This is a genomic window from Pseudomonas sp. R3-41 (genome assembly GCF_054161485.1).
In genome coordinates, this window is record NZ_CP096421.1 from 4,438,772 (window position 1) to 4,465,238 (window position 26,467).

The following is a 26,467-nucleotide window of genomic DNA, read 5'->3' on the forward strand; positions in this document are numbered from 1 at the left end:
CAGATTATGTCGGGCCTGAATCTTCACCGACAAAGGAACAAAGCATGACGCTGTATGAATCAATTTTATTGGAAACGCGTAATGGCGCACTGAGCAATCCTTTTGAAATTCAGGAGCTGACCTCGGAGCGACGCCGGGTGATGTGCCTTGAGGGCAAGGAACTGATGGAAAAATATCGGATTGGCTTCGAGTTCTTCAAGAAGTCGGCGATTGGGACCACCGTCGCCAACAACGCACAAGATGAAAAGACCGGTGCGGATGGATTCAGCGTTGGCAAAGGGGCAAAAATTCAATACATGCGGGTAAAGCCCGGCGTATACACGGTAATGGGCATCGAGGAATAACGACCTGGCAGGTTTTTCGTTATCTGGATCACAGCCACTTTCCAGCTCCCCTACTCTTAGGCAGTCCAAACGAGCCTTACCTATGACGATCAAACAAGCAAACGAAATAGATGCCGCTTACGAAAAACAATACGACCAGTTCAACAAGCAGCACGACTTCCTGACAACGGTATTCGACCGTACTCCACTGGCAGACGACTTGGACACGCTGATGGATAAAGTCAGTGATGCGCGATGGTTGAACGTCAAAGCCGGATGGTTATCGGATACCTACCATAAATTCGATCGCCTCGATTACTTCGTTGCCCGACTCAAGCAGGACTATCGCGGGAAGCTCATAAAAAGCCTGGCCGATGTACCCGATGACTTGAAAGAGGAATTCTCCGACGACGAAGCCGAGTTCCAAGCGTTCATGGCCGAGGAGCGCGAGACCTGTTACAGCGCCTACGATGAAATGACTTGCTTGCGATCGGATGCAGAGGAGGAGCTGGTGGCTAACGATTACTTCGACACGATTGGCTCACAGCCGAGCGACTTCGAACTCAGCCCCTACGAAGAAAAATGCTTGCTGCCGCTGGTAGAAAATCTTGAAAGACTTTGGAACAAGCATAAGGCCGCGGGGTTTGGCTTGATGTGTATGGCTAGCCATTTGGGTGATACGGATTATGATCTCAGTCTGACACAGGCATTGATGTTCGATTGACGTGGCGTGTTGGGCAGTGGGATGCCAAGCGCGACATATAGGCGATGAGGATCGTTGGCGGATACGCCAGGAGCCGGCCTCGATCACCAAAACGCTGTATGTTCCACTACGAAGAAGCATGGCCACAAGTTTTGCGCACGCACAAAAAAGCCGATCTATCTGATCGGCTTAACTGTCTGATTTTACTCAGTAAATATGGTCGGGACGGAGTGATTCGAACACTCGACCCCTAGCACCCCATGCTAGTGCGCTACCGGACTGCGCTACGCCCCGACTAGGCGTGAATCTTGTTTCGCTTCTCAGCGGAACGCTCAGGAATATAACGCAAGCTTTTGAAAACTGGAAGTATTTAAAAGCAGAAATTATTTCTTGAGCACCACCAGCACATCTTCAAGCTCGGCGATCATCTGGCGGATCATCTGTTTGTACTGGGTTGTATCGTCCTTGGCCTCATCACCGGAGAGGCGCAGGCGTGCGCCGCCGATGGTGAACCCCTGGTCATACAGCAGCGCGCGGATCTGCCGGATCATCAGCACGTCTTGTCGCTGATAATACCGGCGGTTTCCGCGGCGCTTGACCGGGTTGAGTTGAGGAAACTCCTGCTCCCAATAGCGCAGCACGTGTGGTTTTACCGCACACAGCTCGCTGACTTCACCAATGGTGAAGTAGCGTTTGCCCGGGATGACGGGTAGTTCGTCGTTATGACTTGGTTCCAGCATAAGCCTCAACTCGGGCCTTCAACTTCTGCCCTGGACGAAAGGTGACCACACGGCGAGCCGTGATCGGGATTTCTTCTCCCGTTTTCGGATTGCGGCCAGGCCGCTGGCGTTTGTCCCGAAGGTCGAAATTGCCGAAACCGGACAACTTGACCTGTTCGTTGTCTTCCAGAGCGTGCCTGATTTCTTCGAAAAACAGTTCGACCAATTCTTTGGCCTCCCGTTTATTCAGGCCCAGCTCCTCATACAGACGTTCCGCCATCTCAGCTTTCGTCAGAGCCCCCATACGTCACTTCCTTAACGTGGCGTTCAACCTGGTTTCGAGCGAGGTGAGGATATTTTGCGTTGCGGTATTCACCTCATCGTCGTTAAGAGTGCGCGATGGATGCTGCCAGGTCAAGCCGACTGCAAGGCTTTTTCTATGCGGATCAATACCTTTACCCTGATACACGTCAAATAGCCTGAGGTCCGTTAGCCATTCGCCTGCATTTTCACGAATTACCTCCAGTACTGCACTGGAAGCGACCTCACGGTCGGCCAGCAGCGCAAGGTCACGGCGTACTTCAGGAAAGCGCGATAACTCCTGGAATTTCGGCATTTTCCCCTGTGCCACTTCGGCCAGGACCAGCTCGAAAACGAAGACAGGACGATCAAGGCCCAAGGTTTTCGACAGTTCCGGGTGAATGGCACCGACATAGCCGACTTCACGCCCGTCTCGCTCGATCCGCGCAGTCTGCCCCGGATGCAGCGCCGGGTGCTTGCCCGGTACGAAAGTGAATGCGTCGAGCGCGCCGGCGAAGCCCAGCACCGCTTCCACGTCAGCCTTGACGTCGAAGAAGTCGACAACATCGCGACCTTGCGCCCAGCCTTCCGGCAAGCGACTGCCACAGACGACACCGGCCAACATCGGCTCTTGCTTCAAGCCTTCCAACTGACCGACAAAACGCAGGCCGCTTTCGAACAGGCGCACGCGATCCTGCTGGCGGTTCAGGTTGTGCTGGAGCGACTTGACCAGGCCCGGCCACAGGGACGAACGCATGGCGGCCATGTCGTTGGAGATCGGGTTGGCCAGCAACAGCGGCTCGACGCCCGGGCTGAACAGCTCGAACTGGCGTGGATCGATGAAGCTGTAGGTGATCGCTTCCTGATACCCACGGGCCACCAGCAGGCGGCGCAGTTCCGGCAGGTCGCTGCGGGCTTCAGCCTTGGCTTGTGGCGCCAGGCGGGCTTGCGGGTAGCGAACCGGCAGGCGGTTGTAGCCGTACAGGCGGGCCAATTCTTCGATCAGGTCGACTTCCAGGCTGATATCGAAGCGATGGCTTGGCACTTCGACGCGCCACTGCCCTGCCCCATCGGCGCTGATGTTCAGGCCCAGGGCGCTGAGCAGGCGTTCGACTTCGGCCGAATCCATTTCCATGCCCAGCATCTGGGTGATGCGCTGGGCACGCAGGGTGATCGGTGTAATCTTGGGCAGGTGCTGTTCGCTGACAGTCTCGATGACCGGACCGGCTTCGCCACCGGTGATATCCAGCAGCAGGCCGGTGGCGCGCTCCATGGCTTCACGGGCCAGCTGCCAGTCCACGCCTCGCTCGTAGCGGTGCGAGGCGTCGGTGTGCAGGCCATAGGAACGAGCCTTGCCAGCGACGGCGATCTGGTCGAAGAACGCGCTTTCCAGGAATACATCGCGGGTGGTGGCGGATACGCCACTGTGCTCGCCACCCATCACGCCGGCAATCGCCAGGGCGCGGGCGTGGTCGGCAATCACCAGGGTGTCGCTGCGCAGGGTCACTTCCTGGCCGTCGAGCAGCACCAGCTTCTCGCCTTCTTCGGCCATGCGTACGCGGATGCCACCGTTGATTTCGGCGAGATCGAACGCATGCAGCGGCTGACCCAGCTCCAGCATGACATAGTTGGTGATGTCGACGGCGGCGTCGATGCTGCGCACGTCGGCGCGACGCAGGCGCTCGACCATCCACAGCGGCGTTGGCTTGGACAGGTCGACGTTACGGATGACGCGGCCCAGGTACCGCGGACATGCCGCCGGCGCCAGGACTTCAATCGAACGCACTTCGTCATGCACGGCCGGCACGGTCGCAACCGACGGACGCGTCACAGGAGCGGCATACAACGCGCCGACTTCACGGGCCAGACCCGCCAGGGACAGGCAGTCGCCACGGTTCGGCGTCAGGTCGACCTCGATGCTCGCGTCGTCCAGGCCCAGGTATTCACGAATGTCCTGGCCCACCGGCGCATCCGCCGGAAGCTCCATCAGGCCATCGTTGCCTTCGCCAATCTGCAGTTCGGCCTGGGAGCACAACATACCGTTGGACTCGACGCCGCGCAGCTTGGCTTTCTTGATCTTGAAGTCGCCCGGCAGTTCGGCACCGATCATGGCGAATGGGATCTTCAGGCCCGGGCGCACGTTGGGCGCGCCGCAGACGACCTGGAAGGTTTCCGCGCCATTGCTGACCTGGCAAACCCGCAGCTTGTCAGCGTCAGGGTGCTGCTCGGTGCCCAGTACCTCGCCCACCACCACACCGCTGAATGCACCGGCGGCCGGCGTCACGCTATCGACCTCGAGGCCGGCCATCGACAGGCGAGCAACCAGCTCGTCCTGGCTTACCTGCGGGCTTACCCAGCCGCGCAGCCATTGTTCACTGAATTTCATCCTGCTCTCCTAAAGGTTCGTTACGACTAGCGAAATTGCGCGAGGAACCGCAAGTCGTTGTCGAAGAACAGACGCAAGTCGTTCACGCCGTAACGCAGCATGGCCAGGCGTTCCACGCCCATGCCGAAGGCAAAGCCCGAGAATTCTTCCGGATCGATTCCGGACATGCGCAGCACGTTCGGGTGAACCATGCCGCAGCCCATGACTTCCAGCCAGCCCGTCTGCTTACAGACGCGGCAGCCTTTGCCGCTGCACATCACGCATTCCATGTCGACTTCCGCCGAGGGCTCGGTGAACGGGAAGTACGAAGGGCGGAAACGCACGGCCAGCTCTTTCTCGAAGAACACCCGCAGGAATTCTTCGATGGTGCCTTTGAGGTCGGCGAAATTGATGTCGCGATCAACCAGCAAGCCTTCGACCTGATGGAACATCGGCGAGTGGGTGATATCGGAGTCGCTGCGATACACACGGCCTGGGCAGACGATGCGGATCGGCGGCCGCTGCGATTCCATGGTGCGGACCTGTACCGGCGAGGTATGGGTGCGCAACAGCATGTTCGCGTTGAAATAGAAGGTGTCGTGCATCGACCGGGCCGGGTGATGGCCTGGGATGTTGAGCGCCTCGAAGTTGTGATAGTCGTCTTCGACCTCGGGACCTTCGGCAATGCCGTAGCCGATGTGGGTGAAGAACTGCTCGATGCGTTCCAGGGTCCGGGTGACTGGATGCAGGCCACCAGAAGTCTGGCCACGGCCAGGCAGGGTCACGTCGATGGACTCGGCGGCGAGCTTGGCAGCCAGGTCCGCCTCCTCGAACAACGCCTTGCGCGCATTGAGGACCTCTGTGACACGCTCCTTGGCAACGTTGATCAGCGCACCGACCTGCGGACGCTCTTCGGCTGGCAGGTTCCCCAGGGTCTTCATCACCTGAGTCAACTCGCCCTTCTTGCCAAGGTAGTGAACCCGGATTTGCTCCAGGGCATTGATATCTTCAGCGCTTTGCACAGCCTCTAGTGCTTGAGCGACCAGCGCGTCCAGGTTTTCCATGTACAGACTCCAGATACAAAATAGGGGAAGAGCTTTAAGGCTCTTCCCCTATTTATGACGTTTGACACCCGGGCCCACAGAGGTGGACCCCGGTGACTGCCGGGGGTACTTAAGCCAAGGTGGCTTTAGCTTTCTCGACAATCGCAGCAAACGCCGCTTTTTCGTTCACTGCCAGATCAGCCAGAACCTTACGGTCGATCTCGATGGACGCTTTTTTCAGGCCAGCGATGAAACGGCTGTAGGACAGACCGTTAACACGAGCACCAGCGTTGATACGAGCGATCCACAGAGCGCGGAACTGACGTTTTTTCTGACGACGGTCACGGTAGGCGTATTGGCCTGCCTTGATTACCGCTTGCTTGGCAACACGGAATACGCGGGAACGCGCGCCGTAGTAGCCTTTAGCAAGTTTCAGAATTTTTTTGTGACGTTTACGGGCAATGACGCCACGCTTTACACGAGCCATGAGTTACTTCCTCTATTCTTGATCCAAAAATTAACGAAGGCGCAGCATGCGCTCGACTTTTGCAACGTCAGACGGATGCAGCAAGCTGCTACCGCGCAGTTGACGCTTACGCTTGGTCGACATTTTGGTCAGGATGTGGCTCTTGAAAGCGTGCTTGTGCTTGATACCGTTAGCAGTTTTCAGAAACCGCTTAGCAGCACCACTTTTGGTCTTCATCTTTGGCATGTTCGGATACTCCGCATTCAGTTGATAAACATAATCGCAAGGCCTGCCGTGCCCTGGTGATTACTTCTTCTTTTTCGGGGCGATGACCATGATCAGCTGGCGTCCTTCCATCTTAGGATGCTGTTCGACCGAACCGTACTCGAGCAGGTCTTGTTCAACCCGCTTGAGGAGTTCCATCCCCAGCTCCTGGTGGGCCATCTCACGGCCGCGGAATCGCAAGGATACCTTGGCCCTGTCCCCATCACTCAGGAAACGTACCAGGTTGCGCAGTTTTACCTGGTAATCCCCTTCCTCCGTCCCTGGACGAAACTTGATTTCTTTTACCTGAATCTGCTTCTGGTTTTTCTTCGCCGCGGCAATCTGCTTCTTCTTTTCGAAGATCGACTTGCCGTAGTCCATCACCCGGCAAACCGGTGGGACTGCGTCCGCGGAGATTTCTACCAGATCAAGCTTGGCTTCTTCAGCAATACGAAGCGCTTCATCAATCGAGACGATGCCAATCTGCTCGCCGTCAGCGCCAATTAACCGAACCTCGCGTGCCGAGATATTCTCGTTGATCGGGGCTTTCGGTGCAGCTCGTTTATCTTGTCTCATTTCACGCTTAATAATAATTACTCCAAATCTGGGCGACCACGCCGGGAAACCGCTTGCGCGAGGAACTCAGCGAATTCGGCGACGGGCATCGAGCCCAGGTCAGCACCTTCACGAGTACGCACAGCGACAGTCTGCATCTCGACCTCCCGATCTCCAATAACCAAGAGAAAGGGAACCTTGAGCAAAGTATGCTCGCGGATTTTAAAGCCGATCTTTTCATTTCTCAAGTCGGACTTGGCACGAAATCCGCTTTGATTGAGAGTTTTTTCGACTTCAGCGGCAAAATCTGCCTGTTTATCAGTGATATTCATGATCACTGCCTGGGTCGGCGCCAGCCACGCAGGGAACGCGCCCTCGTAGTGCTCGATCAGAATCCCGACGAAACGCTCGAACGAACCGAGGATCGCGCGGTGAAGCATGACCGGGTGCTTGCGGCTGTTGTCTTCGGACACATATTCAGCGCCCAGACGGATCGGCAGGTTGAAATCGAGCTGCAAGGTACCACACTGCCACACGCGACCGAGGCAATCTTTGAGCGAAAATTCGATCTTCGGACCGTAGAAGGCGCCCTCACCCGGCTGCAGGTCGTACGCAAGCCCCGCGCTATCAAGGGCGGCGGCCAGGGCCGCTTCGGCGCGATCCCACAGCTCGTCGGAGCCGACGCGTTTTTCCGGACGAGTGGACAGCTTCATCTCGACCTCGGTGAACCCGAAGTCGCGATAGACGTCCATGGTCAGCTTGATGAACGCGGCGGATTCGGCCTGCATCTGCTCTTCGGTGCAGAAAATGTGCGCATCGTCCTGGGTGAACGCCCGCACGCGCATGATGCCGTGCAGCGCACCCGATGGCTCGTTGCGGTGGCAAGCACCGAACTCGGCCAGGCGCATTGGCAGTTCGCGGTAGCTCTTCAAGCCCTGGTTGAACACCTGCACGTGGCACGGGCAGTTCATCGGCTTGATGGCGTAGTCGCGGTTTTCCGACTGGGTGGTGAACATGTTGTCGGCGTAGTTGGCCCAATGCCCGGATTTTTCCCACAGGCTGCGGTCGACCACTTGCGGCGTCTTGATCTCCAGGTAGCCGTTCTCACGCTGGACCTGGCGCATGTACTGCTCAAGCACCTGGTACAGGGTCCAGCCGTTCGGGTGCCAGAACACCATGCCCGGGGATTCTTCCTGGGTATGGAACAGGCCCAGGCGCTTGCCGATCTTGCGGTGATCGCGCTTCTCGGCTTCTTCGATGCGCTGGATGTAGGCCGCCAGTTGCTTCTTGTCCGCCCAGGCGGTGCCGTAGACGCGCTGCAACTGCTCGTTCTTCGCGTCGCCACGCCAGTAGGCGCCGGACAGCTTGGTCAGCTTGAAGGATTTCAGGAAGCGCGTGTTCGGCACGTGCGGGCCACGGCACATGTCGACATATTCTTCGTGGTAATACAGGCCCATGGCCTGCTCGTCCGGCATGTCTTCCACCAGACGCAGCTTGTAGTCCTCGCCACGGGCCTTGAAGACTTCGATGACTTCGGCGCGCGGGGTGACTTTCTTGATGACGTCGTAGTCTTTCTCGATCAGCTGTTGCATGCGCTGTTCGATGGCGGCCATGTCGTCCGGGGTGAAAGGACGTTCGAAGGCGATGTCGTAATAGAAGCCTTCATCGATGACCGGCCCGATGACCATCTTCGCGCTCGGGTACAGCTGCTTGACCGCATGGCCGACCAGGTGTGCGCAAGAGTGGCGAATGATCTCCAGCCCCTCTTCATCCTTGGGCGTGATGATTTGCAGCGTGGCGTCGCTGTCGATGACGTCACTGGCGTCGACCAGCTTGCCGTTGACCTTGCCGGCCAGGGTGGCCTTGGCCAGGCCAGCACCGATGGATGCGGCGACCTCGGCTACGGAAACCGGGTGATCGAACGAACGTTGACTGCCGTCGGGAAGAGTAATAGTTGGCATGGCGCCTCCTCTCCTAGTGGTGACCCCTACCAAAGGTCACGTGGGTTGGGATGAGCCAGTACAAGATCCAGTCCAGGCCATTCAATGACGAACGCCTGCCTTACAGCGGCAGGAGCCTTGCGGCCAACCGGGAAACCGAACCAGAGTGACTGGGATTCAAATCAGGGGTTATTCGGGTTCTTTGCCACCGGGACGAACGATCATCCGCAGCCTGGAAATAGCCGAGCCCGGCATGCTAGCACAGATGAACGGTCATCGCCGCGTGGGAATTGAAGCAGACGTAAATCCAGGGTTTTTATGCCAGAGTGCTGAACTGAAGCGAGCGCAACGCCTCAGATAACAAGACATCGACCCGAAAGGAGCATCTTCGCATGCGTCTGAATACATTGTTCGCAGTAGTCGCCCCCCTCGCCCTGCTGCTTCCACTGACCGCCCATGCCGACTGGCCAAAGGGCGAGCGCGAAAAATACATGGCCCAATGCACGGAGGCGGCAACACCCCAGATCGGCGCGGCCGCGGCCAAGTCCCATTGTGCCTGTGGCGCCGATGCGATCAAGTCCTACCCTGCCTCGGACATCCAGGCCTTGATGGACAACAAGGCCACCCCGGAGCTGCAGCAAAAGGCACTGGGGCAGATCGCAAAATGCAAGGCCGACAACAAGCCGAAAAAGTAAGAAAACAGGCTTCCCGAACAGGCTTGGCAGGGTGGAAAAACCCTGATTTCAGGCTTTTTTGAACGATTTATTCAGGTTTTACAGCTTTTTTTATTGTCTTTACTTTCGGCTGAAAGCCTTTAAAACCGGGCCTTTCAGCGGGTAAAGGCGATAAAGTAAACACGACTGATTGGCAAACAGCGCCTGCGGGGGGCTCCCAAATCGAACATTTCGACTATGATACCCGGGTGTGCCCAGTTGGCCTGAGCAGCACAGTACACTGAAAATATATGTTTCTTGGAGATACACCATGTCTAATCGCCAAACCGGCACCGTTAAATGGTTCAACGATGAAAAAGGCTTCGGCTTCATCACTCCTCAAGGTGGCGGTGACGACCTGTTCGTACACTTCAAAGCTATCGAAAGCGACGGTTTCAAAAGCCTGAAAGAAGGCCAGACCGTTTCCTTCGTGGCTGAGAAAGGCCAAAAGGGTATGCAAGCTGCACAGGTTCGCCCAGAGTAATTTCTCGGCGCACTAAAAAAACCCCGTCCATGTGACGGGGTTTTTTATGGGCGATTGAAAAGCGTCGATCAGCCGCAGTTCACTCGATTGATCACCAGGCTGGCATCGGTATTGAGGTTCAGGCGATCGGAGCGATATTCAAGCGTCACCATGTCGTTGGGCTTGAGGATCCGCGCATTCTGCGCGCCGGCACGGGTACGGGCCTGCTCCAGCAGCTCTGGCGAAGCTTTCTTTCCAATGGCGAACTCGGCGGCCTTTGCTTCGCAGCGGCTGTGACCGGTCTCGGCCGCCACAGGTTCAGGGGTCGATTCAGAGGTGTTGCTGCAACCGCTCAAGATCATGGCGGCCAGCAAAGTACTCAATGACGCGAGCTTCCAAGGCATGAAGCCTCCTTTTTTCGATGAATAAACAGTGAGCGTGCGACAACCTAAACGGCGCTTGGTTGCAACACCGCAGCCATCAGACTGGGAAAGCTGGCAGTTTGCCTGAGCCCGTTCCCGCTGTTCAGGCTTGAATCGTGACTGGATATGAACGCGACTCAATAAACGTCGATGTAATCGAAGGGCGGATTGGGCCAGTTGTCCTTCAGCGCGTTGTAGATCTGCATGACCCAAACCTCGTCACTGGCAGCGACACGTCCGACGTAGCCCGAACCCTTCGCCCAGGTCTCGAGGCGAAACCGTAAACCGTCTATGTCGGTGCCGCCGACCACACCCGAGGACAAATAGGCGATGCCGCCTTTGGTCACGCGCAGCTGGGTATGCTCGTCATCACTGGCCGAGGCCAGCAACTGACGAACCGCCTCGACGGTCAGGCCATCAGGAGCGTTCAAATCGATCTGCACGGTGGGGCTCCTTAAAAATAAAAGACCAAGTGTCGCACAGCCCTCCCCCAATGCCTAAGTCGCAGTGCCAAATCCTCGACAAAAATGGTTAACTCAGCCTACAGACCTCCAACTCGCGAGCCCGACCATGAGCACCGTCAGCATCGAAGCCACCATCAATGCCAAATGGTCGCAGGGCCACAGCTCCTATAGCCCGGGCAGCCCGGAGGAACTGGCGCTCATCGGTATAGAATTGTTGGTGAAGGAGCTGGGAACGGAGGTCGCACGCGATTTCATCCAGCAAGCCTTCGAACGCTACCCGAGCATCGTCGACGCCGTGGATTGAGGCTCATGCACCCGCAGCTCCGGCCTGCGGGCACATGTCAGGCAAGTTACTTCAGGCGCGCCAGGCGCTCGGTCAGCAGATCGAAGAAGCCCTGGGCATCACCGTTTTCCACCCAGAACGCGTTCTTCGGTGCCTTCAAGCCGTCGTACCAGTCAACGATGGTCTGCCCGAACGTTGGCCCCTCGCGGCTGTCCACGACGACATTGACCGAACGGCCGGTGAACAATTGCGGCTTGAGCAGGTAGGCAATCACCGTCGCGTCATGCACCGGCCCGCCCGTCATGCCGTAGTGCTCCATGTCGCCCTTGACGTATTCGTTGAGAATATCGCCCACCAGCTTGCTGGCGTTATTGTTCAACGCCGCGATCTGCTTCAGGCGCGCTTCGCTGGTGAGGATCTTGTGGGTCACGTCCAACGGCAGGTAGGTCAGCTTCACGCCGCTCTTGGCCACCACCTCGGCCGCCTGCGGGTCGGCGAACAGATTGAACTCGGCCACCGGCGTGATATTGCCGCCGTTGAAGTGCGCGCCGCCCATGATCACCACTTCCTTGATGCCCTGGACGATATCGGGCTCCTGGACCAAGGCCAGCGCCAGGTTGGTCTGCGGACCCAGCATCGCAATGGTGATGCTGTGGGGCTTGGCAGCCTTTAGCGTGTCGATCAGGTAGTTGACGGCATTGCCCTCGGCCAACCCCTTCTTCGGCTCATGTACCGTGACACCCGACAGGCCTTCCTTGCCATGGATGTTTTCCGCGTAGATGGGCGTGCGCATCAACGGTTTCGGCGCACCGGCATAGACCGGCACGTCTTCGCGCCCCGCCCATTCACGGGCCAGGCGAGCGTTGCGCGAGGTCTTGTCCAGGCGCACATTGCCGGCGACGGTGGTCAGCGCACGGATATGCAGTTCCTCGGGCGATGCCAGGGCGAACAGCAACGCCACCACGTCGTCAGCGCCTGGATCGGTGTCGATGATCAAGTCAATTTTTTCCGCCGCCTGGGCGCTCGTTGCGGTGATCAGTGACAAAAGCAGCAGACTCCGGATCAGTTGATGCATTTTCTGAGCATAGCGGTGCATGGCGCACTCCTTGTGCAGGGTTGAACAGGATTAGAACGTCACTCCAGCGACCAGCACGATATTGCAGTACGGAGAGCACTCGCCGGTGCGAATGATCGCCCGCGCCTGTCGGCTGATGACCTTGAATTGCTCATGACTGACCAGCGCCCGCTCACCCAGCGCACCCTCTGCATTCAGCGCTTGCAGGGTCGTCAGGGCCGACGGTTGCTTGTCGAGGATTTCCTCGGCCAACACATGGCTTTCCACCTGCATTTCGCTGAGCACCACCTTCAAGGTGCTGACAAAGTCAGGAATGCCATGGGTCAGGGCCAGGTCTATCAATTCGACCTGGGGCGGCACAGGCAGACCGGCATCGCCGATGACCACCTTGTCTCCGTGGCCGAGGGAGGCGATCAGTCGAGACAGTGCCACATTCAACAACGGCGTCTTTTTCATGATTTGAAAGCCTGTACGTCCAGCAATGTGGGAATTGAAGGTTGCGCGCCGGATCGGGTGACCGACAGCGCGGCGGCGGCCTGACCGAAACGAATCGCTTCGACTTCGTTCTTGCCGCCGGCCAGGGCTGCCGCGAAGCCGCCGACAAAGGTGTCTCCGGCCGCCGTGGTGTCCACTGCCTTGACCCGCGGGGCCGGGAAATGTTCGAAGCTGGCACCGTTGGCGAACATCAAGCCCTGGGCCCCCAGGGTCACGATCACCTTGCCGGCACCGGCGGCGATCAGATGCGCTGCGGCGGCTTCGGCGGTTTCCAACGATTCCACCGCCAGCCCGCTCAGCACCGCGGCTTCGCTTTCATTGGGAATCAGATAATCGACACAGGCATACCAGTCGGCCGGCAACGCATGGGAAGCCGGTGCGGGGTTGAGAATGACGATTTTGCCCAACTCACGGCCGCGCTTGAGGGCATGGCCGACGGTGGCGTCCGGCACTTCCAACTGGCAGATGATGACATCGGCGCTTTGCAGCACTGCATCGACACTGTCCAAGACCTCGGCGGTGAGTGCTCCGTTGGCGCCGGCGACGATGACGATGGCATTCTGGCTGTTGTCATCGACGACAATCAGCGCCACGCCACTTGAGTCCTCCACCACGCGCACCGCCTGGCAGTCGATGCCCTCGACCAGCAGCGCGCCGCGCAATTGCTCGCCGTAGGCGTCGCTGCCCACGCAACCCACCATCGACACTTGCGCCCCCAGGCGCGCGGCGGCGACCGCCTGGTTGGCGCCCTTGCCGCCCGGGATGGTGGCGAACGAATGACCAATCAGCGTTTCACCGCCACGGGGCAGGCGCGGCGCCCGGGTCACCAGGTCCATGTTCAGGCTGCCTATTACCACTACTTTTGCTGGCATACATCACTACTCATCAATTCGGTTCAGCGGTATTGGGCGAATGTACCGGACAGCGGTGCAGTCGACTCTCGCAGGACAATACTCGGCGTCACGATCCGCTGATCGGTGGCAAGGCTCGGCGTCGCGATACGCAGCAGCAGCACTTCGGCCGCCATCTCGCCAAGCTGCAGGATCGACTGCCCCACCGTGGTCAACGCCGGGTAAACATAACGGCTCATCTGGATGTCGTCGAAACCGATGACCGACAGTTCGCTGGGCACGCGCACGTTGCGTTCGGCGGCGGCACGCAGCACACCGATGCCGATCATGTCGTTGGCCGCAAAGATCGCGCTGGGCGGCTGCCGCTCAAGCAGTTGCGCAGCGGCGCGGTAGCCGCCGGTACTGGTGAAGTCGCTTTCGAGCATGCGCTCGACGGGCAACTCGATCCCCGCCTCTTTCAGCGCTCGGCAGTAACCGGCCAAGCGCATTTGCGCCACGCTGGTATTGGCCGGGCCGCCAATGAAGGCAATATCGCGGTGCCCCAGTTCCAACAGATGCCGGGTCGCCAGGTAGGCGCCGTATTCATGATCGATGCGCACCAGGTCCGCATCGACACCCTCGAGCCCGCGGTCGACGATCACCATGGGCGTGCGCACGTTGGCCAGCCCCTCGGCCAGGCCGACATCACCGCCGGTGGACGCGAAGATCAGCCCATCGATACGTTTTTCCAGCAATACCCGCAGGTAGCTGCGTTGCTTGTCCGGGTTGTCGTCGGAGTTGCAGAGGATCACGCAATAGCCGTTGCGCTCACAGTAATCCTCGATGCCCCGGGCCAGTTCGGCAAAGTAAGGGTTGAGGCTGTTGGGCACCAGCAGGCCGATGGTCGCCGTGGTCTTGGCCTTGAGCGACCGGGCCACGGCGCTGGGCACGTAGTCCAGGCGCTCGATGGCCGCCTCGACCTTGAGCCGCACTTCCTCGCTGACCGGTCGCGTCTTGTTCACCACGTGGGACACGGTGGTGTAGGAAATACCCGCGAGCGCCGCTACATCCTTGATCGTCGCCATGGTTCAAGCCCGCCGACTGGCGCGCTGGCTGCGGTAGGTATCGAGCACGACCGCCACCACGATCACCGCGCCGGTAATGATGCGCTTGGTCGGCTCGGTGGCGCCAATCTGCGCCAGACCCGCCGCGAGCACGGAGATGATCAGCACGCCAAAGAAGGTGCTGATGACCGAGCCGCGCCCACCCATCAGGCTGGTGCCACCAATGACGACTGCAGCGATCACTTGCAGCTCGAGCCCCGAACCGGCGTTCGGATCCGCGGCCTCCAGGCGAGAAATCTGGAACAGCGCCGCCACACCGGCCAGCAGACCCATCAGGCTGAACACCAGGATCTTGTAAGGCTTTGGATTGATGCCGGCCAGGCGCACGGCTTCTTCATTGGTGCCGATGCCGATCAGGTAGCGACCGAACACCGTGCGGGTCAGCACCGCTTGGGCAATGAAGATCACCAGCAAGGCGATGATGAACGAAGGCGAGATGCCAAAGGCGATGGGATTGGACAGCCAGGCGAACGAGTCGCCGATGTAGGCGGTCCGGGAACCGGTCATCTGGTACGCCAGGCCCCGGGCCATTTCCAGCACGCCGAGGGAGACGATGAACGATGGAATCCGCCATGCCACGGTGATCGAACCGGTGACCGTGCCCGCCAGCGCCGCCACGGCCATGCCGAGCAAGGCCGATGGCCAGACGCTCCAGCCCCAGCCGAGCACGGCCACGCTGACCGTCGAGGCTGCCAGTGCGAGCACCGAGCCCACCGACAGGTCGATGCCGCCGATGATCAGGATGAAGGTCATGCCGACCGCCAGTACCATGAGGTCGGGAATCTGGTTGGCCAAGGTGCTGAACGTGTCATAGGACAGGAAATGGCTGCTCAGGACCGAGAACAGCGCGACCATGGCCAGCAGCGCGCCAGCCAGGCCCAGGTAAGTCCCGAGGCCATAGAAGTTGCCACTCGATTTGCCGACGGCAGATGCGGTTTTCATGAAAAATCCCTAGGCGCTGCTTCGTTGAGCAACGCATCACGTTTCTGGTAGCCGGCGAATGCGGCGGCAAGCAAGTCATCCTGGGTCCAGCTGTCGCGCTCGAAGGTGTCGATCAAGCGTCCGGCGGACAGCACGCCGATCCGGTCACAGATCAACATCAATTCCCGCAGGTCACTGGACACCACGACCAGCGCCTTGCCCTGGCGAGTCAGCTCGCCGAGCAGTGCATAAATGTCGAATTTGGCGCCGACGTCGATGCCACGGGTCGGCTCGTCGAACAGCATGACCGCACAGTCGCGTTCGAGCCAACGACCGATCACGACTTTCTGCTGGTTGCCGCCCGACAATTCGGACACCAATTGGGTTGGGCTGGAACTGCGGATGCGCATGGCATCGACCTGCCGCTGGGCCAAGGCCAATTCGGCATCGCCATTGACCAGGCCGGCGCTGGAAATCTCCGGCATGTTGCCCAGGGCAATGTTGGCTGCGATGGATTGGGTCAGCAGCAGGCCTTCGCCCTTGCGGTCTTCGGTGATCAACGCAATGCCATGGGCCACCGCATCGGCCGGCGAGCGAATGCTCACGACCTGGGCCGGCGAACCCAGCGCCACCGTGCCACTGTCGGCCGGGTCGGCACCGAAGATCAGCCGCAACAACTCGGTGCGCCCGGCCCCGATCAGGCCGGAGATGCCAAAGATCTCGCCACTGCGCACTTCGAAGGACACGTCACGGACCTTGTCGGAACGGGTCAAGCCTTTAACCGTCAACGCCGGTGCGCCGATCTGGCGCGGACCAAGGTCGATATGCTCGCCCAGCTCCCGACCGACCATCAGGGTCACCAGTTGCTCGCTGTCGTAGTTGGCCATCGGCTCGACACAGACCAGGTTGCCATCGCGCAGCACGGCAATGCGCTGGGCGACTCGCGCCAGTTCTTCGAGGCGATGGGAAATGTAGATGATCGACACGCCGCGCGCCTGCAAGCGAGTGATCTGCTCAAAAAGCATCTCGACTTCGCGCGCCGTGAGCATGGCGGTCGGCTCATCGAGAATCAGCACATGGCAATCGCCGATCAGGTTGCGGGCGATCTCGACCATCTGCTGGTGACCGATCCCCAGCTCGCCGACCAGCGTGTCGGGATCGATGGCATCGAGGCCCACCTGGGCCATGGCCTCGATCGCCGCCTTGCGTAACTGCTTGCGGCTGATCCAGCCACCGTGGCTGGGCAGGTTGTCGAGAAACAGGTTTTCAGCCACGGACAGGGTCGGCAGCAGGTTGAGTTCCTGCATCACCATGCGCACGCCCAGCTCTTCAGCCTGGGTCCGGCTGCCAGGGCGATAATCCTGCCCTTGAAATTGCATCTGCCCGGTCGTCGGCGTCACCAGCCCACCGATGATCTTGGACAAGGTGCTTTTGCCGGCGCCATTCTCACCGGTCAGCGCCAGCACTTCACCGCGCATCAACGTCAAAGTGATATCGGTCAGTACCGGCTGGGCATAAGTCTTACCGATACCGCTGACGCACAGGACAGCGTTCGGGTCGCGAACGGACATAACAAACTCTCCAATGCGCTCGCCCGGATGGGCGAGCACCGTTGTGTCGCCAGGATTACGGCTTGGTCACCAGCTCGACCGGAGTTTCGATAACGCCGTTGGTGCCGCTGTCGACTTTTTCGCCCTTGAGCATCTTCAGCGCTGTTTCGATGCCGAACACCGCCTGCTTGGCGGCGAACTGGTCGGCAGTCGCCAGGACACGTCCGTCCTTGAGCATCGGCTTGATGGCGTTGATGTTGTCGTAGCCGACCACCTGCACCTTGCCGGCCTTGCCCGCCGCGCGCACGGCCGATACGGCACCGACCGCCATGCTGTCGTTACCGGCCAGCAGTGCCTTGATGTTCGGGTATTCGCTGAGCATCGACGCGGCCACCTGGTTGCCCTTGTTGATTTCCCAATCGCCGGATTGCAGGGACACGACCTTGACCTGCGCCGCTTCCATCGCATCCTTGAAGCCCGCGGTGCGGGCCTGGGCGTTGGTGGTGGTGGAGACGCCTTCGATGATGCCGACTTCGTCACCGGCCTTGAGTTGCTTGGCCAGGTATTCGCCCACCAGACGCGCGCCCTTGCGGTTGTCAGGGCCTACAAACGGCACGGTGATGTTCTTGCTCTTGACCACGGCCGGATCGAGCTGGTTATCGATGTTGATGACCGTGATGCCGGCATCCACGGCTTTCTTGATCACCGGCACCATCGCCTTGGAATCCGCGGGCGCGATGATCAGGGCATCGACCTTGGACACGATCATCTGCTCGACGATACGGATCTGGTTGGCGGTGTCGGTTTCATCCTTGATCCCGTTGGAGATCAGGTCGAAATCGGCGGAGTGTTCCTTCTGATAAGCCTTGGCGCCGTCTTCCATGGTCAGGAAGAATTCGTTGGCCAGGGATTTCATGACCAGGGCGACCTTGGGTTTTTCTGCGGTCTGGGCGAATGCCGAGGAGAGAGGCAGCGCAGCGGAGGCGGCCGCGAGCATGGCAACAGCGAGAAGGCGTCCAGCGAATGGCAACTTCATGGGTTCACTCCGATCTTATGATTATTGTGAGCAAATCAGTGCACGGAACGCCGCGCAAACGTTTGCGTGAAGTGAACTATGGTAAGGCTTCGGGGATTTGTCAACGTTGCGGTTTCATCGGCAACGTCGCCGCTCAACGCAGAGACTCAGGCCGTCGTGTTGACCACCGTACCCGAACCGGCGCCCTTGGCCAGTTCCGTGACCAAATGGCCGGTGACTTCCAGCAACGCGCCACTGGTATCGGCGATTTGCCCCTGGATCGCCATGACCGCCGAGGTCTTACCTTCCGGCGTCGGATAGTTGCGCGCCTGGGCGACGGCCAGTTGCTGTTGCTGCTCACGAAGCTGTTGCTGCAGCTCTTGCATCCGCTTGAGCAGCACCTGGACGGCAATGCTCTCGGTGCTACCACCCTCCTGCGCCTGGTCGGTTGCTTCGGCGCTGGCCCCCATGCCCGTGCGGACCTTGCCCGAGGCTCGCGTCGTACCCAAGGCCTCATCGGCGGCCTGGGCTTCTGCCTCGCTCAGCGCCGTCAGGGTGGCTGCGGATTTGCCGCCGATGGTCACGGCTGCCGCATTGGGAAAGCCGATGAAAAAGGCCATATCAAAACTCCATGAAGGGGGATTCCTACGAAGGACATCGCCCGCCGAAACATTTTCTTTAGCGCCCGCTGAGATCAATCGATAGCTTCGCCACCCTGAACGGGTGACACCTGTTTATGCAAGCCGAGAAAAAAATCCTTTCTCCTACACCAAAACGAAAAAAGTGCTGTCAGACGATCTTCTTGAATTTTAAGTAGTTGCGTAAATGCCTACGGTTAAATACTGTATGCCCGTACAGCTTAATAAGGATAATCCTGTGGCCACTCCCTCCGCTGCAACCACCCCCTTAGATTCCTATACGCGACTCGGCCTTCGGGTCTCGAAAATCATCAACGCCCCCACCGCGCAAAAAGCCAAGGCCGCACTGATCTTCCGCCTTCCCGATGAGCCTGTGGATGAGTGGGAGCGCCTCCTGGAAGAAATCGACGAGAACGACAACGTGACCCTCGCCTATCGCGACGACGGTGGCGTGCAGGTTTTCTGGGTTGTGCCGAAGGAAGATTGAGCGTGATGAGTGTTCGCTGTTTAGCTTTACTGCTTGTGTTTATCGCCACGGGCGCACAGGCCGGTGCCCCACGCACCTTCAACGAAGCCAAGAAAATCGCCTGGAAACTCTACGCCCCGCAATCCACGGAGTTCTATTGTGGCTGCAAATACACCGGCAACCGCGTGAACCTGGCCGCCTGCGGTTATGTACCGCGCAAGAATGCCAGCCGCGCAGCTCGTATCGAGTGGGAGCATATCGTTCCGGCGTGGCAGATCGGCCATCAGCGTCAATGCTGGCAAGCAGGCGGTCGCAAGAACTGCACTCGCTATGATCCGGTCTATCAACGGGCCGAGGCCGACCTGCACAACCTGGTGCCGAGCATCGGGGAAGTGAATGGCGACCGCAGCAATTTCAGTTTCGGCTGGCTGCCGGAGCAAAAGGGCCAATACGGCTCATGCCTGACCCAAGTGGATTTCAAGGCCAAGAAGGTCATGCCCCGCCCTTCCATCCGAGGGATGATCGCCCGGACCTATTTCTACATGAGCAAGCAATATGGCCTGCGCCTGTCGAAACAGGACCGGCGCCTGTATGAAGCCTGGGACAAGACCTACCCGGTCGAAAGCTGGGAACGCCAGCGCAACCAGAGCGTGGCGTGCGTCATGGGACGTGGGAACGAGTTCGTGGGGCCGGTGGACATGAAGGCCTGCGGTTGACCTGCCCTTTGTAAACACCACAAACCCACTGTGGGAGCGAGCTTGCTCGCGATAGGGCATGTCAGTCAACATCTATATTGGCTGATCCATCGCTATCGCGAGCAAGCTCGCTCCCACAGGTTTTGTGGCGTAACTGAGTTTTTGGGCTGCCCGGTTATTGAGCCGTCGGGTAATCCACCACCAACGCCTCGATGTTGCGTTTCTTCGCCCGGACCAATGCGGCCGTGACCTGTTCCTGCTTGGCTTTGGCTTCAGCCTCGGAGCTCAAAGGGCCGACCAGGACGCGCTCCTTGCCGTTTTCCCGCACCACGGTCGACATGAAGCTGTGCTCGATGAGCCAACCGGTCAGGTCGCTGACAGCCTGCGGTGTCTGCCCGCGAACCTCGACGGCCCACTGCGGTGCGGCAGCGGCGGCCGGTGCGGAGGTCACGGCGGGTTTCGGCTTCGGTGCCTCGACGTCACGCCCTTCCCCGCATCCTGCCAGTGCCAATACCGCAATTACCCAAGCCAATTTGCGCACAACGTTTCCCCTGGAAGACATGAGGCACGGATTTTAGCACCCGCGCCCATCTAGATCGCCGCAAACAATGCTCAAAACACGAGAATCCTGCCCGGCGTCTCTGTATAGTCGCACCCTGGGAATTAATGCAGCATCTGCACGTCAGAAAGAGGCACCCACATTGTGACACTTAGCACTAATCTATAAGCAGTACCGACAACTGCACTGTCTGAATCAGGTGCCCTATAAAGCAATCAAGGAGAACACCATGCTGATACTCACCCGCAAAGTCGGTGAAAGCATAAACATTGGTGACGACATCACGATCACCATTCTGGGCGTTAGCGGCCAACAGGTCCGGATCGGCATCAACGCCCCGAAGAACGTTGCGGTGCATCGCGAAGAGATTTATCAGCGCATTCAGGCCGGCCTCACCGCGCCCGACAAGCCGCAAACTCCCTGAGCCTTGCAAGCAGTCCGCAGCCAGCCCGTTTGCATCGTCGCAATGGCTGGCTAAAGATTCTGGTCGACCGCGCCGTACCCCTGCCCTCCTCGCCTTCTTTCGTCCCGCCCGTGAACCGATACTAATGGCATGGCCTCTAGCATGGCTGTCAGACGTTTCGTTTTAATGATGACGAAGCAGGCGTTCGCGGCCGGTCAGCCCAGGCCCACGCCGCGCGCCATGCCTGTGGCGGCGACCACCATCAAGATCAGCAACAAGGCTTCGATGTGGCTGATCCGCGCAAGTCGGCCGGCTTTCGAAGGATCGATCGCCGTCCCTTTGCCCAGCGCCATCCGCCATTTGATCAGGGCGATCATCGGCACGATCTCCAGCAGCAGGATCAGCAGCAGCAAGGTCATCTTCAGGTGAAACAGCGGTTGGTGCAGATAATAGTCCGTGCCTTTTTCGAACCCGCCGAACGCTCGCATCCCACCGGTCACCAACAGCACCAGCGCCGACAGGCCCCACGCGTTGTCGGCGACCAAGACACCCCGCACCGCATCCACGCCGCCCGCCAGGCGTCGTAGCGCCGTGCCGCGCGTCAGCACCGCCCAGAACCCGAGGGCGAACGCCAGCAAATGGATTGCCGCAAGCGACCAATGAGCCAACATGGAAGACTCCTGACAGAGAGAACGTCGAATCGACCTGACAGTACTAGCTCATAAAGCAATGATTGCCAGGGTTGGCATGCAAAAAACTGTGGGGGGTATCAGTGACAAAAATGCTGCCTGACACACCGCATTCGCGAGCAGGCTCGCTCCCACAGGGGATTTTTGGTGTATGCGATGGCAGTGAGCCGCGCAAAAAAATGTGGGAGCGGGCTTGCTCGCGAATGCGGTGTGTCAGTCAACAAATCATTAACTGAGGCACCGCATTCGCGAGCAAGCCCGCTCCCACAGGAGGGTATTGCAGGCTTTGAAGATCTTAGTCCGCCAGTCGCCAGGTCGTCCCGCCCTTCCCGTCTTCCAGCACCACGCCCATGGCGGTGAGCTGGTCGCGGATGCGGTCGGATTCGGCCCAGTCCTTGTTGGCCCGGGCGGTCAGGCGCGCCTGGATCAAGGCTTCGACCTCGGCGGCGTCCACCCGGCCTTCGGCGCCGGCCTGCAGGAAGTCATCGGCTTCGAGCTGCAACACACCCAGCACGCTGGCCAGTTCTTTCAGGCGGGCCGCGAGACCGGCCGCGGCATTGAGATCGCTCTCACGCAGGCGGTTGATCTCACGCACCATCTCGAACAGCACCGCGCAGGCTTCCGGCGTGCCGAAGTCGTCGTTCATCACTTCGGTGAAACGCGCCACGAACCCCTCGCCACCAGCAGGCGCCACGGCAGGCAGGCCCTTCAACGCGTGGTAGAAACGCTCCAGGGCACCCTTGGCGTCCTTGAGGTTATCTTCCGAGTAGTTGATGGCGCTGCGATAGTGGCTGGATACCAGCAGGTAACGCACGACTTCAGGGTGGTACTTGTCGAGCACGTCGCGGATGGTGAAGAAGTTGTTCAAGGACTTGGACATCTTCTCGCCATTGATGCGAATCATGCCGCAATGCATCCATGCGTTGGCGTACGTCTTGCCGGTGGCCGCTTCACTCTGGGCGATTTCGTTTTCGTGGTGCGGGAATTCCAGGTCGCTGCCGCCACCATGAATGTCGAAGGTCTCGCCCAGGCAGCAGGTGGACATCACCGAGCATTCGATATGCCAGCCCGGACGCCCGGCGCCCCATGGCGACTCCCAGCTCGGCTCGCCCGGCTTGGCGCCCTTCCACAGCACGAAGTCCAGCGGGTCTTGCTTCGACTCGTCGACTTCGATGCGTGCGCCGATGCGCAGGTCTTCGATCTTCTTGCGCGACAGCTTGCCGTAGCCCATGAACTTGGCGACGCGGTAGTACACGTCGCCATTGCCCGGTGCGTAGGCATAACCTTTGTCGATCAAGGTCTGGATCATCGCCAGCATGCCCGGGATGTGGTCCGTGGCACGGGGCTCCAGGTCCGGCTTGAGGATATTGAGGCGCGCCTCGTCCTCGTGCATGGCCTTGATCATGCGCTCGGTCAGCGCATCGTAAGGCTCGCCGTTTTCACGGGCACGGTTGATGATCTTGTCTTCGATGTCAGTGATGTTGCGCACATAGGTCAGGTCATAACCGCTGAACCGCAACCAGCGGGTCACCAGGTCGAAGGCGACCATGCTGCGACCATGACCGATGTGGCAGTAGTCGTACACGGTCATGCCGCAGACGTACATGCGGACCTTGTTGCCATCCAGCGGTTTGAAGACTTCTTTGCTCTTGGTGAGCGTGTTGTAGATCGTAAGCACAGGGTTTCCCTTAAGACTTGATCACTGACCCCAGGAATCGCGCAAGGTCACGGTACGGTTGAATACCGGAGCACCGGGTTTCGAGTCCTTGATATCCGCGCAGAAGTAGCCTTCGCGCTCGAACTGGAAACGGTCTTCGGGCTGTGCGTTGCCCAGCGAAGGCTCGGCACGACAACCCGTAAGTACTTGCAGGGAGTCAGGGTTGATGTTGTCCAGGAAGCTGGCGCTGTCTTCGGCCTTCTCCGGGTTCGGCGAACGGAACAGGCGATCGTACAGGCGCACTTCGCACTCGACGCTGGCGGCGGCCGGTACCCAGTGGATCACGCCCTTGACCTTGCGACCTTCCGGGTTCTTGCCCAGGGTGTCGGGATCGTAGGAGCAACGCAGTTCGACGATGTTGCCGTCGGCGTCCTTGATGGCTTCGTCGGCGCGGATCACGTAGCTGCCACGCAGGCGCACTTCACCGGCAGGCTCCAGGCGCTTGTAGCCTTTTGGCGGCTCTTCCATGAAGTCGTCACGGTCGATGTAGATTTCCCGGGCGAATGGCAGGACGCGCACGCCCATGTCTTCTTTCGGGTGGCGCGGCAGCTCGAGGTTCTCGACCTGGCCTTCCGGGTAGTTGGTAATGACGACTTTCAGCGGACGCAGCACGCACATGGCGCGGGGGGCGCTGTGGTCCAGGTCGTCACGGATGCTGAATTCCAGCATGCCGAAGTCCACCACGCCGTCGGAACGGTTGGTGCCGACCATCTCGCAGAAATTGCGGATCGATTTGGGAGTGTAGCCGCGACGACGGAAGCCCGACAGCGTCGACATGCGCGGGTCGTCCCAGCCATTGACGTGCTTCTCGTCCACCAGTTGCTTGAGCTTGCGCTTGCTGGTGATGGTGTAGTTCAGGTTCAGGCGACTGAATTCGTACTGGCGCGGGGTGGCCGGCACCGGCAGGTGCTCGAGGAACCACTCGTACAGCGGACGGTGGCTTTCGAACTCCAGGGTGCAGATCGAGTGCGTGATGCCTTCGATGGCATCCGACTGGCCATGGGTGAAGTCATAGTTGGGGTAGATGCACCATTTGTCGCCGGTCTGGTGGTGATGGGCGTGACGGATGCGGTACATGATCGGGTCGCGCAGGTTCATGTTCGGCGAGGCCATGTCGATCTTGGCGCGCAGCACCCGTGCGCCGTCCGGGAACTCACCGGCGCGCATGCGGGCGAACAGGTCCAGGTTCTCTTCCACGCTGCGCTCACGGAACGGGCTGTTCTTGCCCGGCTCGGTCAGGCTGCCACGGTACTCCTTGGCCTGCTCGGGGGTCAGGTCGCACACGTAGGCGTTGCCGGACTTGATCAGCTCCACTGCCCAGTCGTGCAACTGGTCGAAATATTGCGAGGCGTAGCGCACCTCACCGGACCACTCGAAACCCAGCCACTTGACGTCGCTTTCGATCGCGTCGATGTATTCCTGGTCTTCCTTGGCCGGGTTGGTGTCGTCGAAACGCAGGTGCGTGACGCCGCCGAACTCCTGGGCCAGGCCGAAATTCACGCAGATCGACTTGGCGTGGCCGATGTGCAGGTAGCCGTTGGGTTCCGGTGGAAAACGCGTGACGATCTGTGTGTGCTTACCCGAGTCCAGGTCCGCCTGGATGATCGGGCGCAGGAAATTGACCGGCACGGCCGGGCCGGTCTTGGAATTCGAGGTAGGGTCGACAGTGGGCTTGCTCATAGGATCCTTGAACAGACAAGTGCGCGGCCGGGTGCGGCCTGATAAATCAAAGCCCGTATCATAGCCGATGCTGTCAAGCACCTGACAGGCCAGGCCGGCAAACGATTGAATTTAATCGACGGCCAGATGAAAAACAGCCTCGAATTTCGTGCCTGGCGCGCTAAACTGCCCAACCTGGCGATTGCAGCCGGACCGGTTGCGGGCGTTCGCGCCCCGAAACCCACGAATTTCTTGAAAGAGTAGTAATCATGACCCAAGTCAAACTGACCACCAACCATGGCGACATCGTCCTGGAACTGAACGCCGAGAAGGCTCCGATCACCGTTGCCAACTTCGTTGAATACGTCAAGGCAGGCCATTACGAGAACACCGTTTTCCACCGCGTGATCGGTAACTTCATGATTCAAGGCGGTGGTTTCGAGCCGGGCATGAAGGAAAAGAAAGACAAGCGCCCAAGCATCCAGAACGAAGCCGACAACGGTCTTTCCAACGACAAGTACACCGTCGCCATGGCCCGCACCATGGAACCGCATTCGGCCTCCGCGCAATTCTTCATCAACGTCGCCGACAACTCGTTCCTGAACCACAGCGGCAAAAACGTCCAGGGCTGGGGCTACGCGGTATTCGGTAAAGTCACCGCTGGCACCGACGTGGTCGACAAGATCAAGGGCGTCGCCACCACTTCCAAGGCTGGCCACCAGGACGTCCCGGCAGAAGACGTGATCATCGAGAAAGCCGAGATCATTGAGTGATACTGCTGATTTCAGACTTGCATCTGGAAGAGGAGCGCCCGGACATCACCCGGGCGTTTCTGGATTTACTGGCCACACGCGCCCGTTCGGCGCAAGCGTTGTACATTCTGGGCGACTTTTTCGAAGCCTGGATCGGCGACGATGCCATGACGCCGTTCCAGCGTTCCATCTGCCAGGCCCTGCGCGAATTGAGCGACAGCGGCACGGCCATTTTCCTGATGCACGGCAATCGCGACTTCATGCTGGGGCAGGCCTTCTGCAAAGCGGCCGGCTGCACCCTGCTCAAGGACCCGAGCATCGTGCAGTTCAATGGTGAGCCGGTGCTGCTGATGCACGGTGATAGCCTCTGCACCCGCGACGAAGGCTACATGAAGCTGCGGCGCTGGCTGCGCAACCCGGTCACGCTGTTCATCCTGCGTCACCTGCCGCTGGGCAGCCGCCAGAAACTGGCGCGCAAGCTGCGCAGCGAAAGCCGCGCGCAGACACGCATGAAAGCCAATGACATTGTCGACGTCACGCCCGAAGAGATCCCGCGGATCATGCAGCAATACGGCGTGAAGACCCTGGTCCACGGCCACACCCACCGCCCCGCCATCCACAAGCTGCAACTGGGCGAACACGCCGCCCGACGCATCGTGCTGGGGGATTGGGACAAGCAAGGCTGGGCGTTGCAGGTGGATGAACAGGGGTTTGCGTTGGCGCCGTTCGGGTTTGGTAATGCGCAGTTGGCATTGCCAGGAACCTGAAGCATACATAGATCCTGTGGGAGCGGGCTTGCTCGCGAAGGCGATGTGTCAGTCAACATAAAAAATGACTGTCATGCCCCTTTCGCGAG

The 26,467-nt window shown here is 59.5% G+C and carries 32 protein-coding genes and 1 tRNA gene; 10 read left to right on the forward strand and 23 right to left on the reverse strand.

Going from position 1 to position 26,467, the window contains the following annotated elements:
- Positions 1-44 precede the first annotated feature (44 nt).
- Both M1D99_RS18935 and M1D99_RS18940 read left to right on the forward strand, forming a co-directional pair.
- Positions 45-344 carry a hypothetical protein gene (locus M1D99_RS18935; protein WP_458130606.1) on the forward strand — a complete coding sequence of 100 codons (300 nt, stop codon included), beginning with the start codon at positions 45-47 and terminating at the stop codon, positions 342-344.
- A gap of 82 nt (positions 345-426) precedes the next feature.
- Positions 427-1,047 (forward strand): hypothetical protein, encoded by a 621-nt coding sequence (locus M1D99_RS18940; RefSeq protein WP_458130607.1) that lies wholly within the window; start codon positions 427-429, stop codon positions 1,045-1,047.
- A gap of 196 nt (positions 1,048-1,243) precedes the next feature.
- Here M1D99_RS18940 and M1D99_RS18945 read toward each other — a convergent pair.
- The 9 genes from M1D99_RS18945 to thrS all read right to left on the reverse strand — a co-directional run bounded on the left by M1D99_RS18945 (position 1,244) and on the right by thrS (position 8,699).
- Positions 1,244-1,320 (reverse strand) — tRNA-Pro (locus M1D99_RS18945).
- 89 nt (positions 1,321-1,409) lie between these two features.
- On the reverse strand, positions 1,410-1,766 hold the full coding sequence (locus tag M1D99_RS18950; protein WP_003179985.1) for a MerR family transcriptional regulator: 357 nt from the start codon (positions 1,764-1,766) through the stop codon (positions 1,410-1,412).
- Complete coding sequence (ihfA, locus tag M1D99_RS18955; RefSeq protein ID WP_002553164.1) at positions 1,747-2,049, reverse strand: integration host factor subunit alpha; 303 nt, start codon at positions 2,047-2,049, stop codon at positions 1,747-1,749. The genes M1D99_RS18950 and ihfA overlap by 20 nt, the downstream gene beginning before the upstream one ends.
- Before the next feature lie 3 nt (positions 2,050-2,052).
- Positions 2,053-4,431 carry a phenylalanine--tRNA ligase subunit beta gene (gene pheT / locus M1D99_RS18960; RefSeq protein ID WP_458130608.1) on the reverse strand — a complete coding sequence of 793 codons (2,379 nt, stop codon included), beginning with the start codon at positions 4,429-4,431 and terminating at the stop codon, positions 2,053-2,055.
- A gap of 26 nt (positions 4,432-4,457) precedes the next feature.
- Positions 4,458-5,474 (reverse strand): phenylalanine--tRNA ligase subunit alpha, encoded by a 1,017-nt coding sequence (gene pheS, locus M1D99_RS18965; RefSeq protein WP_186706639.1) that lies wholly within the window; start codon positions 5,472-5,474, stop codon positions 4,458-4,460.
- A 109-nt stretch (positions 5,475-5,583) separates the two neighbouring features.
- On the reverse strand, positions 5,584-5,940 hold the full coding sequence (rplT, locus tag M1D99_RS18970; protein ID WP_002553161.1) for a 50S ribosomal protein L20: 357 nt from the start codon (positions 5,938-5,940) through the stop codon (positions 5,584-5,586).
- Positions 5,941-5,970: 30 nt separating this feature from the next.
- On the reverse strand, positions 5,971-6,165 hold the full coding sequence (rpmI, locus tag M1D99_RS18975) for a 50S ribosomal protein L35 (protein ID WP_002553160.1): 195 nt from the start codon (positions 6,163-6,165) through the stop codon (positions 5,971-5,973).
- A 60-nt stretch (positions 6,166-6,225) separates the two neighbouring features.
- Positions 6,226-6,777, reverse strand: a complete 552-nt coding sequence (infC, locus tag M1D99_RS18980) for a translation initiation factor IF-3 (RefSeq protein ID WP_169432615.1) — start codon at positions 6,775-6,777, stop codon at positions 6,226-6,228.
- Positions 6,777-8,699, reverse strand: coding sequence for a threonine--tRNA ligase (gene thrS / locus M1D99_RS18985; protein ID WP_014337550.1), 1,923 nt, complete (start codon positions 8,697-8,699; stop codon positions 6,777-6,779). The genes infC and thrS overlap by 1 nt, the downstream gene beginning before the upstream one ends.
- A gap of 371 nt (positions 8,700-9,070) precedes the next feature.
- Here thrS and M1D99_RS18990 point away from each other — a divergent pair, with 371 nt between their 5' ends.
- Positions 9,071-9,373, forward strand: a complete 303-nt coding sequence (locus M1D99_RS18990) for a hypothetical protein (RefSeq protein WP_095962812.1) — start codon at positions 9,071-9,073, stop codon at positions 9,371-9,373.
- Positions 9,374-9,662: 289 nt separating this feature from the next.
- Positions 9,663-9,875, forward strand: coding sequence for a cold-shock protein (locus tag M1D99_RS18995; protein WP_003179963.1), 213 nt, complete (start codon positions 9,663-9,665; stop codon positions 9,873-9,875).
- Between the two features lie 68 nt (positions 9,876-9,943).
- On the opposite strand, the gene M1D99_RS19000 is transcribed toward M1D99_RS18995, so the two are convergent.
- Both M1D99_RS19000 and M1D99_RS19005 read right to left on the reverse strand, forming a co-directional pair.
- Positions 9,944-10,258, reverse strand: coding sequence for an I78 family peptidase inhibitor (locus M1D99_RS19000; protein WP_458130609.1), 315 nt, complete (start codon positions 10,256-10,258; stop codon positions 9,944-9,946).
- Between the two features lie 155 nt (positions 10,259-10,413).
- Complete coding sequence (locus M1D99_RS19005) at positions 10,414-10,719, reverse strand: hypothetical protein (protein ID WP_186706636.1); 306 nt, start codon at positions 10,717-10,719, stop codon at positions 10,414-10,416.
- A 127-nt stretch (positions 10,720-10,846) separates the two neighbouring features.
- Here M1D99_RS19005 and M1D99_RS19010 point away from each other — a divergent pair, with 127 nt between their 5' ends.
- Positions 10,847-11,044, forward strand: a complete 198-nt coding sequence (locus M1D99_RS19010; protein WP_186706635.1) for a hypothetical protein — start codon at positions 10,847-10,849, stop codon at positions 11,042-11,044.
- Between the two features lie 46 nt (positions 11,045-11,090).
- Here the strand turns inward: M1D99_RS19010 and M1D99_RS19015 are convergent, their stop codons facing one another.
- The 8 genes from M1D99_RS19015 to M1D99_RS19050 form a co-directional block, all read right to left on the reverse strand.
- Positions 11,091-12,119: a nucleoside hydrolase gene (locus tag M1D99_RS19015; RefSeq protein WP_003203636.1), complete on the reverse strand. Its 1,029-nt coding sequence runs from the start codon at positions 12,117-12,119 to the stop codon at positions 11,091-11,093.
- Between the two features lie 30 nt (positions 12,120-12,149).
- A complete protein-coding gene (gene rbsD, locus M1D99_RS19020) occupies positions 12,150-12,554 on the reverse strand; it encodes a D-ribose pyranase (RefSeq protein ID WP_411385048.1) in 405 nt (134 codons plus the stop codon).
- On the reverse strand, positions 12,551-13,465 hold the full coding sequence (gene rbsK / locus M1D99_RS19025) for a ribokinase (protein ID WP_186730389.1): 915 nt from the start codon (positions 13,463-13,465) through the stop codon (positions 12,551-12,553). The genes rbsD and rbsK overlap by 4 nt, the downstream gene beginning before the upstream one ends.
- A 23-nt stretch (positions 13,466-13,488) precedes the next feature.
- A complete protein-coding gene (locus M1D99_RS19030; protein WP_186706632.1) occupies positions 13,489-14,508 on the reverse strand; it encodes a LacI family DNA-binding transcriptional regulator in 1,020 nt (339 codons plus the stop codon).
- A gap of 3 nt (positions 14,509-14,511) precedes the next feature.
- Positions 14,512-15,489, reverse strand: coding sequence for an ABC transporter permease (locus M1D99_RS19035; protein ID WP_186706631.1), 978 nt, complete (start codon positions 15,487-15,489; stop codon positions 14,512-14,514).
- Entirely contained in the window at positions 15,486-17,039 is a 1,554-nt protein-coding gene (locus M1D99_RS19040; RefSeq protein ID WP_186706630.1) for a sugar ABC transporter ATP-binding protein, read from the reverse strand. Before M1D99_RS19040 ends, M1D99_RS19035 begins: the two co-directional genes overlap by 4 nt.
- A gap of 55 nt (positions 17,040-17,094) precedes the next feature.
- Positions 17,095-18,054: a sugar ABC transporter substrate-binding protein gene (locus M1D99_RS19045; RefSeq protein ID WP_186706629.1), complete on the reverse strand. Its 960-nt coding sequence runs from the start codon at positions 18,052-18,054 to the stop codon at positions 17,095-17,097.
- Between the two features lie 146 nt (positions 18,055-18,200).
- Entirely contained in the window at positions 18,201-18,653 is a 453-nt protein-coding gene (locus M1D99_RS19050; RefSeq protein ID WP_434571052.1) for a hypothetical protein, read from the reverse strand.
- A gap of 205 nt (positions 18,654-18,858) precedes the next feature.
- On the opposite strand from M1D99_RS19050, the gene M1D99_RS19055 reads away from it, so the two are divergent.
- Together M1D99_RS19055 and M1D99_RS19060 are read left to right on the forward strand one after the other, a co-directional pair.
- Positions 18,859-19,158 carry a DUF1654 domain-containing protein gene (locus tag M1D99_RS19055; protein WP_053121397.1) on the forward strand — a complete coding sequence of 100 codons (300 nt, stop codon included), beginning with the start codon at positions 18,859-18,861 and terminating at the stop codon, positions 19,156-19,158.
- Positions 19,159-19,163: 5 nt separating this feature from the next.
- A complete protein-coding gene (locus M1D99_RS19060; protein WP_186706626.1) occupies positions 19,164-19,853 on the forward strand; it encodes an endonuclease in 690 nt (229 codons plus the stop codon).
- 154 nt (positions 19,854-20,007) lie between these two features.
- Here M1D99_RS19060 and M1D99_RS19065 read toward each other — a convergent pair whose 3' ends face one another.
- Complete coding sequence (locus tag M1D99_RS19065; protein ID WP_411385054.1) at positions 20,008-20,373, reverse strand: SPOR domain-containing protein; 366 nt, start codon at positions 20,371-20,373, stop codon at positions 20,008-20,010.
- Between the two features lie 247 nt (positions 20,374-20,620).
- On the opposite strand from M1D99_RS19065, the gene csrA reads away from it, so the two are divergent.
- Complete coding sequence (csrA, locus tag M1D99_RS19070; RefSeq protein WP_003179932.1) at positions 20,621-20,815, forward strand: carbon storage regulator CsrA; 195 nt, start codon at positions 20,621-20,623, stop codon at positions 20,813-20,815.
- Between the two features lie 194 nt (positions 20,816-21,009).
- Here the strand turns inward: csrA and M1D99_RS19075 are convergent, their stop codons facing one another.
- The 3 genes from M1D99_RS19075 to M1D99_RS19085 form a co-directional block, all read right to left on the reverse strand.
- Positions 21,010-21,465 carry a DUF2214 family protein gene (locus tag M1D99_RS19075; protein ID WP_458130610.1) on the reverse strand — a complete coding sequence of 152 codons (456 nt, stop codon included), beginning with the start codon at positions 21,463-21,465 and terminating at the stop codon, positions 21,010-21,012.
- A 313-nt stretch (positions 21,466-21,778) separates the two neighbouring features.
- Entirely contained in the window at positions 21,779-23,161 is a 1,383-nt protein-coding gene (gene cysS, locus M1D99_RS19080; RefSeq protein ID WP_186730387.1) for a cysteine--tRNA ligase, read from the reverse strand.
- A gap of 21 nt (positions 23,162-23,182) precedes the next feature.
- The gene (locus M1D99_RS19085) at positions 23,183-24,880 is read right to left on the reverse strand and encodes a glutamine--tRNA ligase/YqeY domain fusion protein (protein WP_186730386.1); all 1,698 of its coding nucleotides are present in this window, start codon (positions 24,878-24,880) and stop codon (positions 23,183-23,185) included.
- Positions 24,881-25,128: 248 nt separating this feature from the next.
- Here M1D99_RS19085 and M1D99_RS19090 point away from each other — a divergent pair, with 248 nt between their 5' ends.
- Both M1D99_RS19090 and M1D99_RS19095 read left to right on the forward strand, forming a co-directional pair.
- On the forward strand, positions 25,129-25,632 hold the full coding sequence (locus M1D99_RS19090) for a peptidylprolyl isomerase (protein WP_053121103.1): 504 nt from the start codon (positions 25,129-25,131) through the stop codon (positions 25,630-25,632).
- On the forward strand, positions 25,629-26,378 hold the full coding sequence (locus tag M1D99_RS19095) for a UDP-2,3-diacylglucosamine diphosphatase (RefSeq protein WP_458130611.1): 750 nt from the start codon (positions 25,629-25,631) through the stop codon (positions 26,376-26,378). The genes M1D99_RS19090 and M1D99_RS19095 overlap by 4 nt, the downstream gene beginning before the upstream one ends.
- Positions 26,379-26,467 lie beyond the last annotated feature (89 nt).

Bases quoted from the DNA above. Each gene is read 5' to 3' on its own strand.
- M1D99_RS19000 (WP_458130609.1), bottom strand. From the start codon at position 10,258: ATGCCTTGGAAGCTCGCGTCATTGAGTACTTTGCTGGCCGCCATGATC.
- M1D99_RS18935 (WP_458130606.1), top strand. From the start codon at position 45: ATGACGCTGTATGAATCAATTTTATTGGAAACGCGTAATGGCGCACTG.
- M1D99_RS18940 (WP_458130607.1), top strand. From the start codon at position 427: ATGACGATCAAACAAGCAAACGAAATAGATGCCGCTTACGAAAAACAA.
- M1D99_RS19035 (WP_186706631.1), bottom strand. From the start codon at position 15,489: ATGAAAACCGCATCTGCCGTCGGCAAATCGAGTGGCAACTTCTATGGC.
- rpmI (WP_002553160.1), bottom strand. From the start codon at position 6,165: ATGCCAAAGATGAAGACCAAAAGTGGTGCTGCTAAGCGGTTTCTGAAA.
- rbsD (WP_411385048.1), bottom strand. From the start codon at position 12,554: ATGAAAAAGACGCCGTTGTTGAATGTGGCACTGTCTCGACTGATCGCC.
- M1D99_RS19045 (WP_186706629.1), bottom strand. From the start codon at position 18,054: ATGAAGTTGCCATTCGCTGGACGCCTTCTCGCTGTTGCCATGCTCGCG.
- M1D99_RS19010 (WP_186706635.1), top strand. From the start codon at position 10,847: ATGAGCACCGTCAGCATCGAAGCCACCATCAATGCCAAATGGTCGCAG.
- M1D99_RS19055 (WP_053121397.1), top strand. From the start codon at position 18,859: ATGCCTACGGTTAAATACTGTATGCCCGTACAGCTTAATAAGGATAAT.
- M1D99_RS19075 (WP_458130610.1), bottom strand. From the start codon at position 21,465: ATGTTGGCTCATTGGTCGCTTGCGGCAATCCATTTGCTGGCGTTCGCC.
- M1D99_RS18950 (WP_003179985.1), bottom strand. From the start codon at position 1,766: ATGCTGGAACCAAGTCATAACGACGAACTACCCGTCATCCCGGGCAAA.
- M1D99_RS19060 (WP_186706626.1), top strand. From the start codon at position 19,164: ATGAGTGTTCGCTGTTTAGCTTTACTGCTTGTGTTTATCGCCACGGGC.
- pheS (WP_186706639.1), bottom strand. From the start codon at position 5,474: ATGGAAAACCTGGACGCGCTGGTCGCTCAAGCACTAGAGGCTGTGCAA.
- rbsK (WP_186730389.1), bottom strand. From the start codon at position 13,465: ATGCCAGCAAAAGTAGTGGTAATAGGCAGCCTGAACATGGACCTGGTG.
- M1D99_RS19090 (WP_053121103.1), top strand. From the start codon at position 25,129: ATGACCCAAGTCAAACTGACCACCAACCATGGCGACATCGTCCTGGAA.
- M1D99_RS19015 (WP_003203636.1), bottom strand. From the start codon at position 12,119: ATGCACCGCTATGCTCAGAAAATGCATCAACTGATCCGGAGTCTGCTG.
- M1D99_RS18990 (WP_095962812.1), top strand. From the start codon at position 9,071: ATGCGTCTGAATACATTGTTCGCAGTAGTCGCCCCCCTCGCCCTGCTG.
- csrA (WP_003179932.1), top strand. From the start codon at position 20,621: ATGCTGATACTCACCCGCAAAGTCGGTGAAAGCATAAACATTGGTGAC.
- M1D99_RS19050 (WP_434571052.1), bottom strand. From the start codon at position 18,653: ATGGCCTTTTTCATCGGCTTTCCCAATGCGGCAGCCGTGACCATCGGC.
- ihfA (WP_002553164.1), bottom strand. From the start codon at position 2,049: ATGGGGGCTCTGACGAAAGCTGAGATGGCGGAACGTCTGTATGAGGAG.
- M1D99_RS19030 (WP_186706632.1), bottom strand. From the start codon at position 14,508: ATGGCGACGATCAAGGATGTAGCGGCGCTCGCGGGTATTTCCTACACC.
- thrS (WP_014337550.1), bottom strand. From the start codon at position 8,699: ATGCCAACTATTACTCTTCCCGACGGCAGTCAACGTTCGTTCGATCAC.
- M1D99_RS19085 (WP_186730386.1), bottom strand. From the start codon at position 24,880: ATGAGCAAGCCCACTGTCGACCCTACCTCGAATTCCAAGACCGGCCCG.
- M1D99_RS18995 (WP_003179963.1), top strand. From the start codon at position 9,663: ATGTCTAATCGCCAAACCGGCACCGTTAAATGGTTCAACGATGAAAAA.
- pheT (WP_458130608.1), bottom strand. From the start codon at position 4,431: ATGAAATTCAGTGAACAATGGCTGCGCGGCTGGGTAAGCCCGCAGGTA.
- M1D99_RS19040 (WP_186706630.1), bottom strand. From the start codon at position 17,039: ATGTCCGTTCGCGACCCGAACGCTGTCCTGTGCGTCAGCGGTATCGGT.
- rplT (WP_002553161.1), bottom strand. From the start codon at position 5,940: ATGGCTCGTGTAAAGCGTGGCGTCATTGCCCGTAAACGTCACAAAAAA.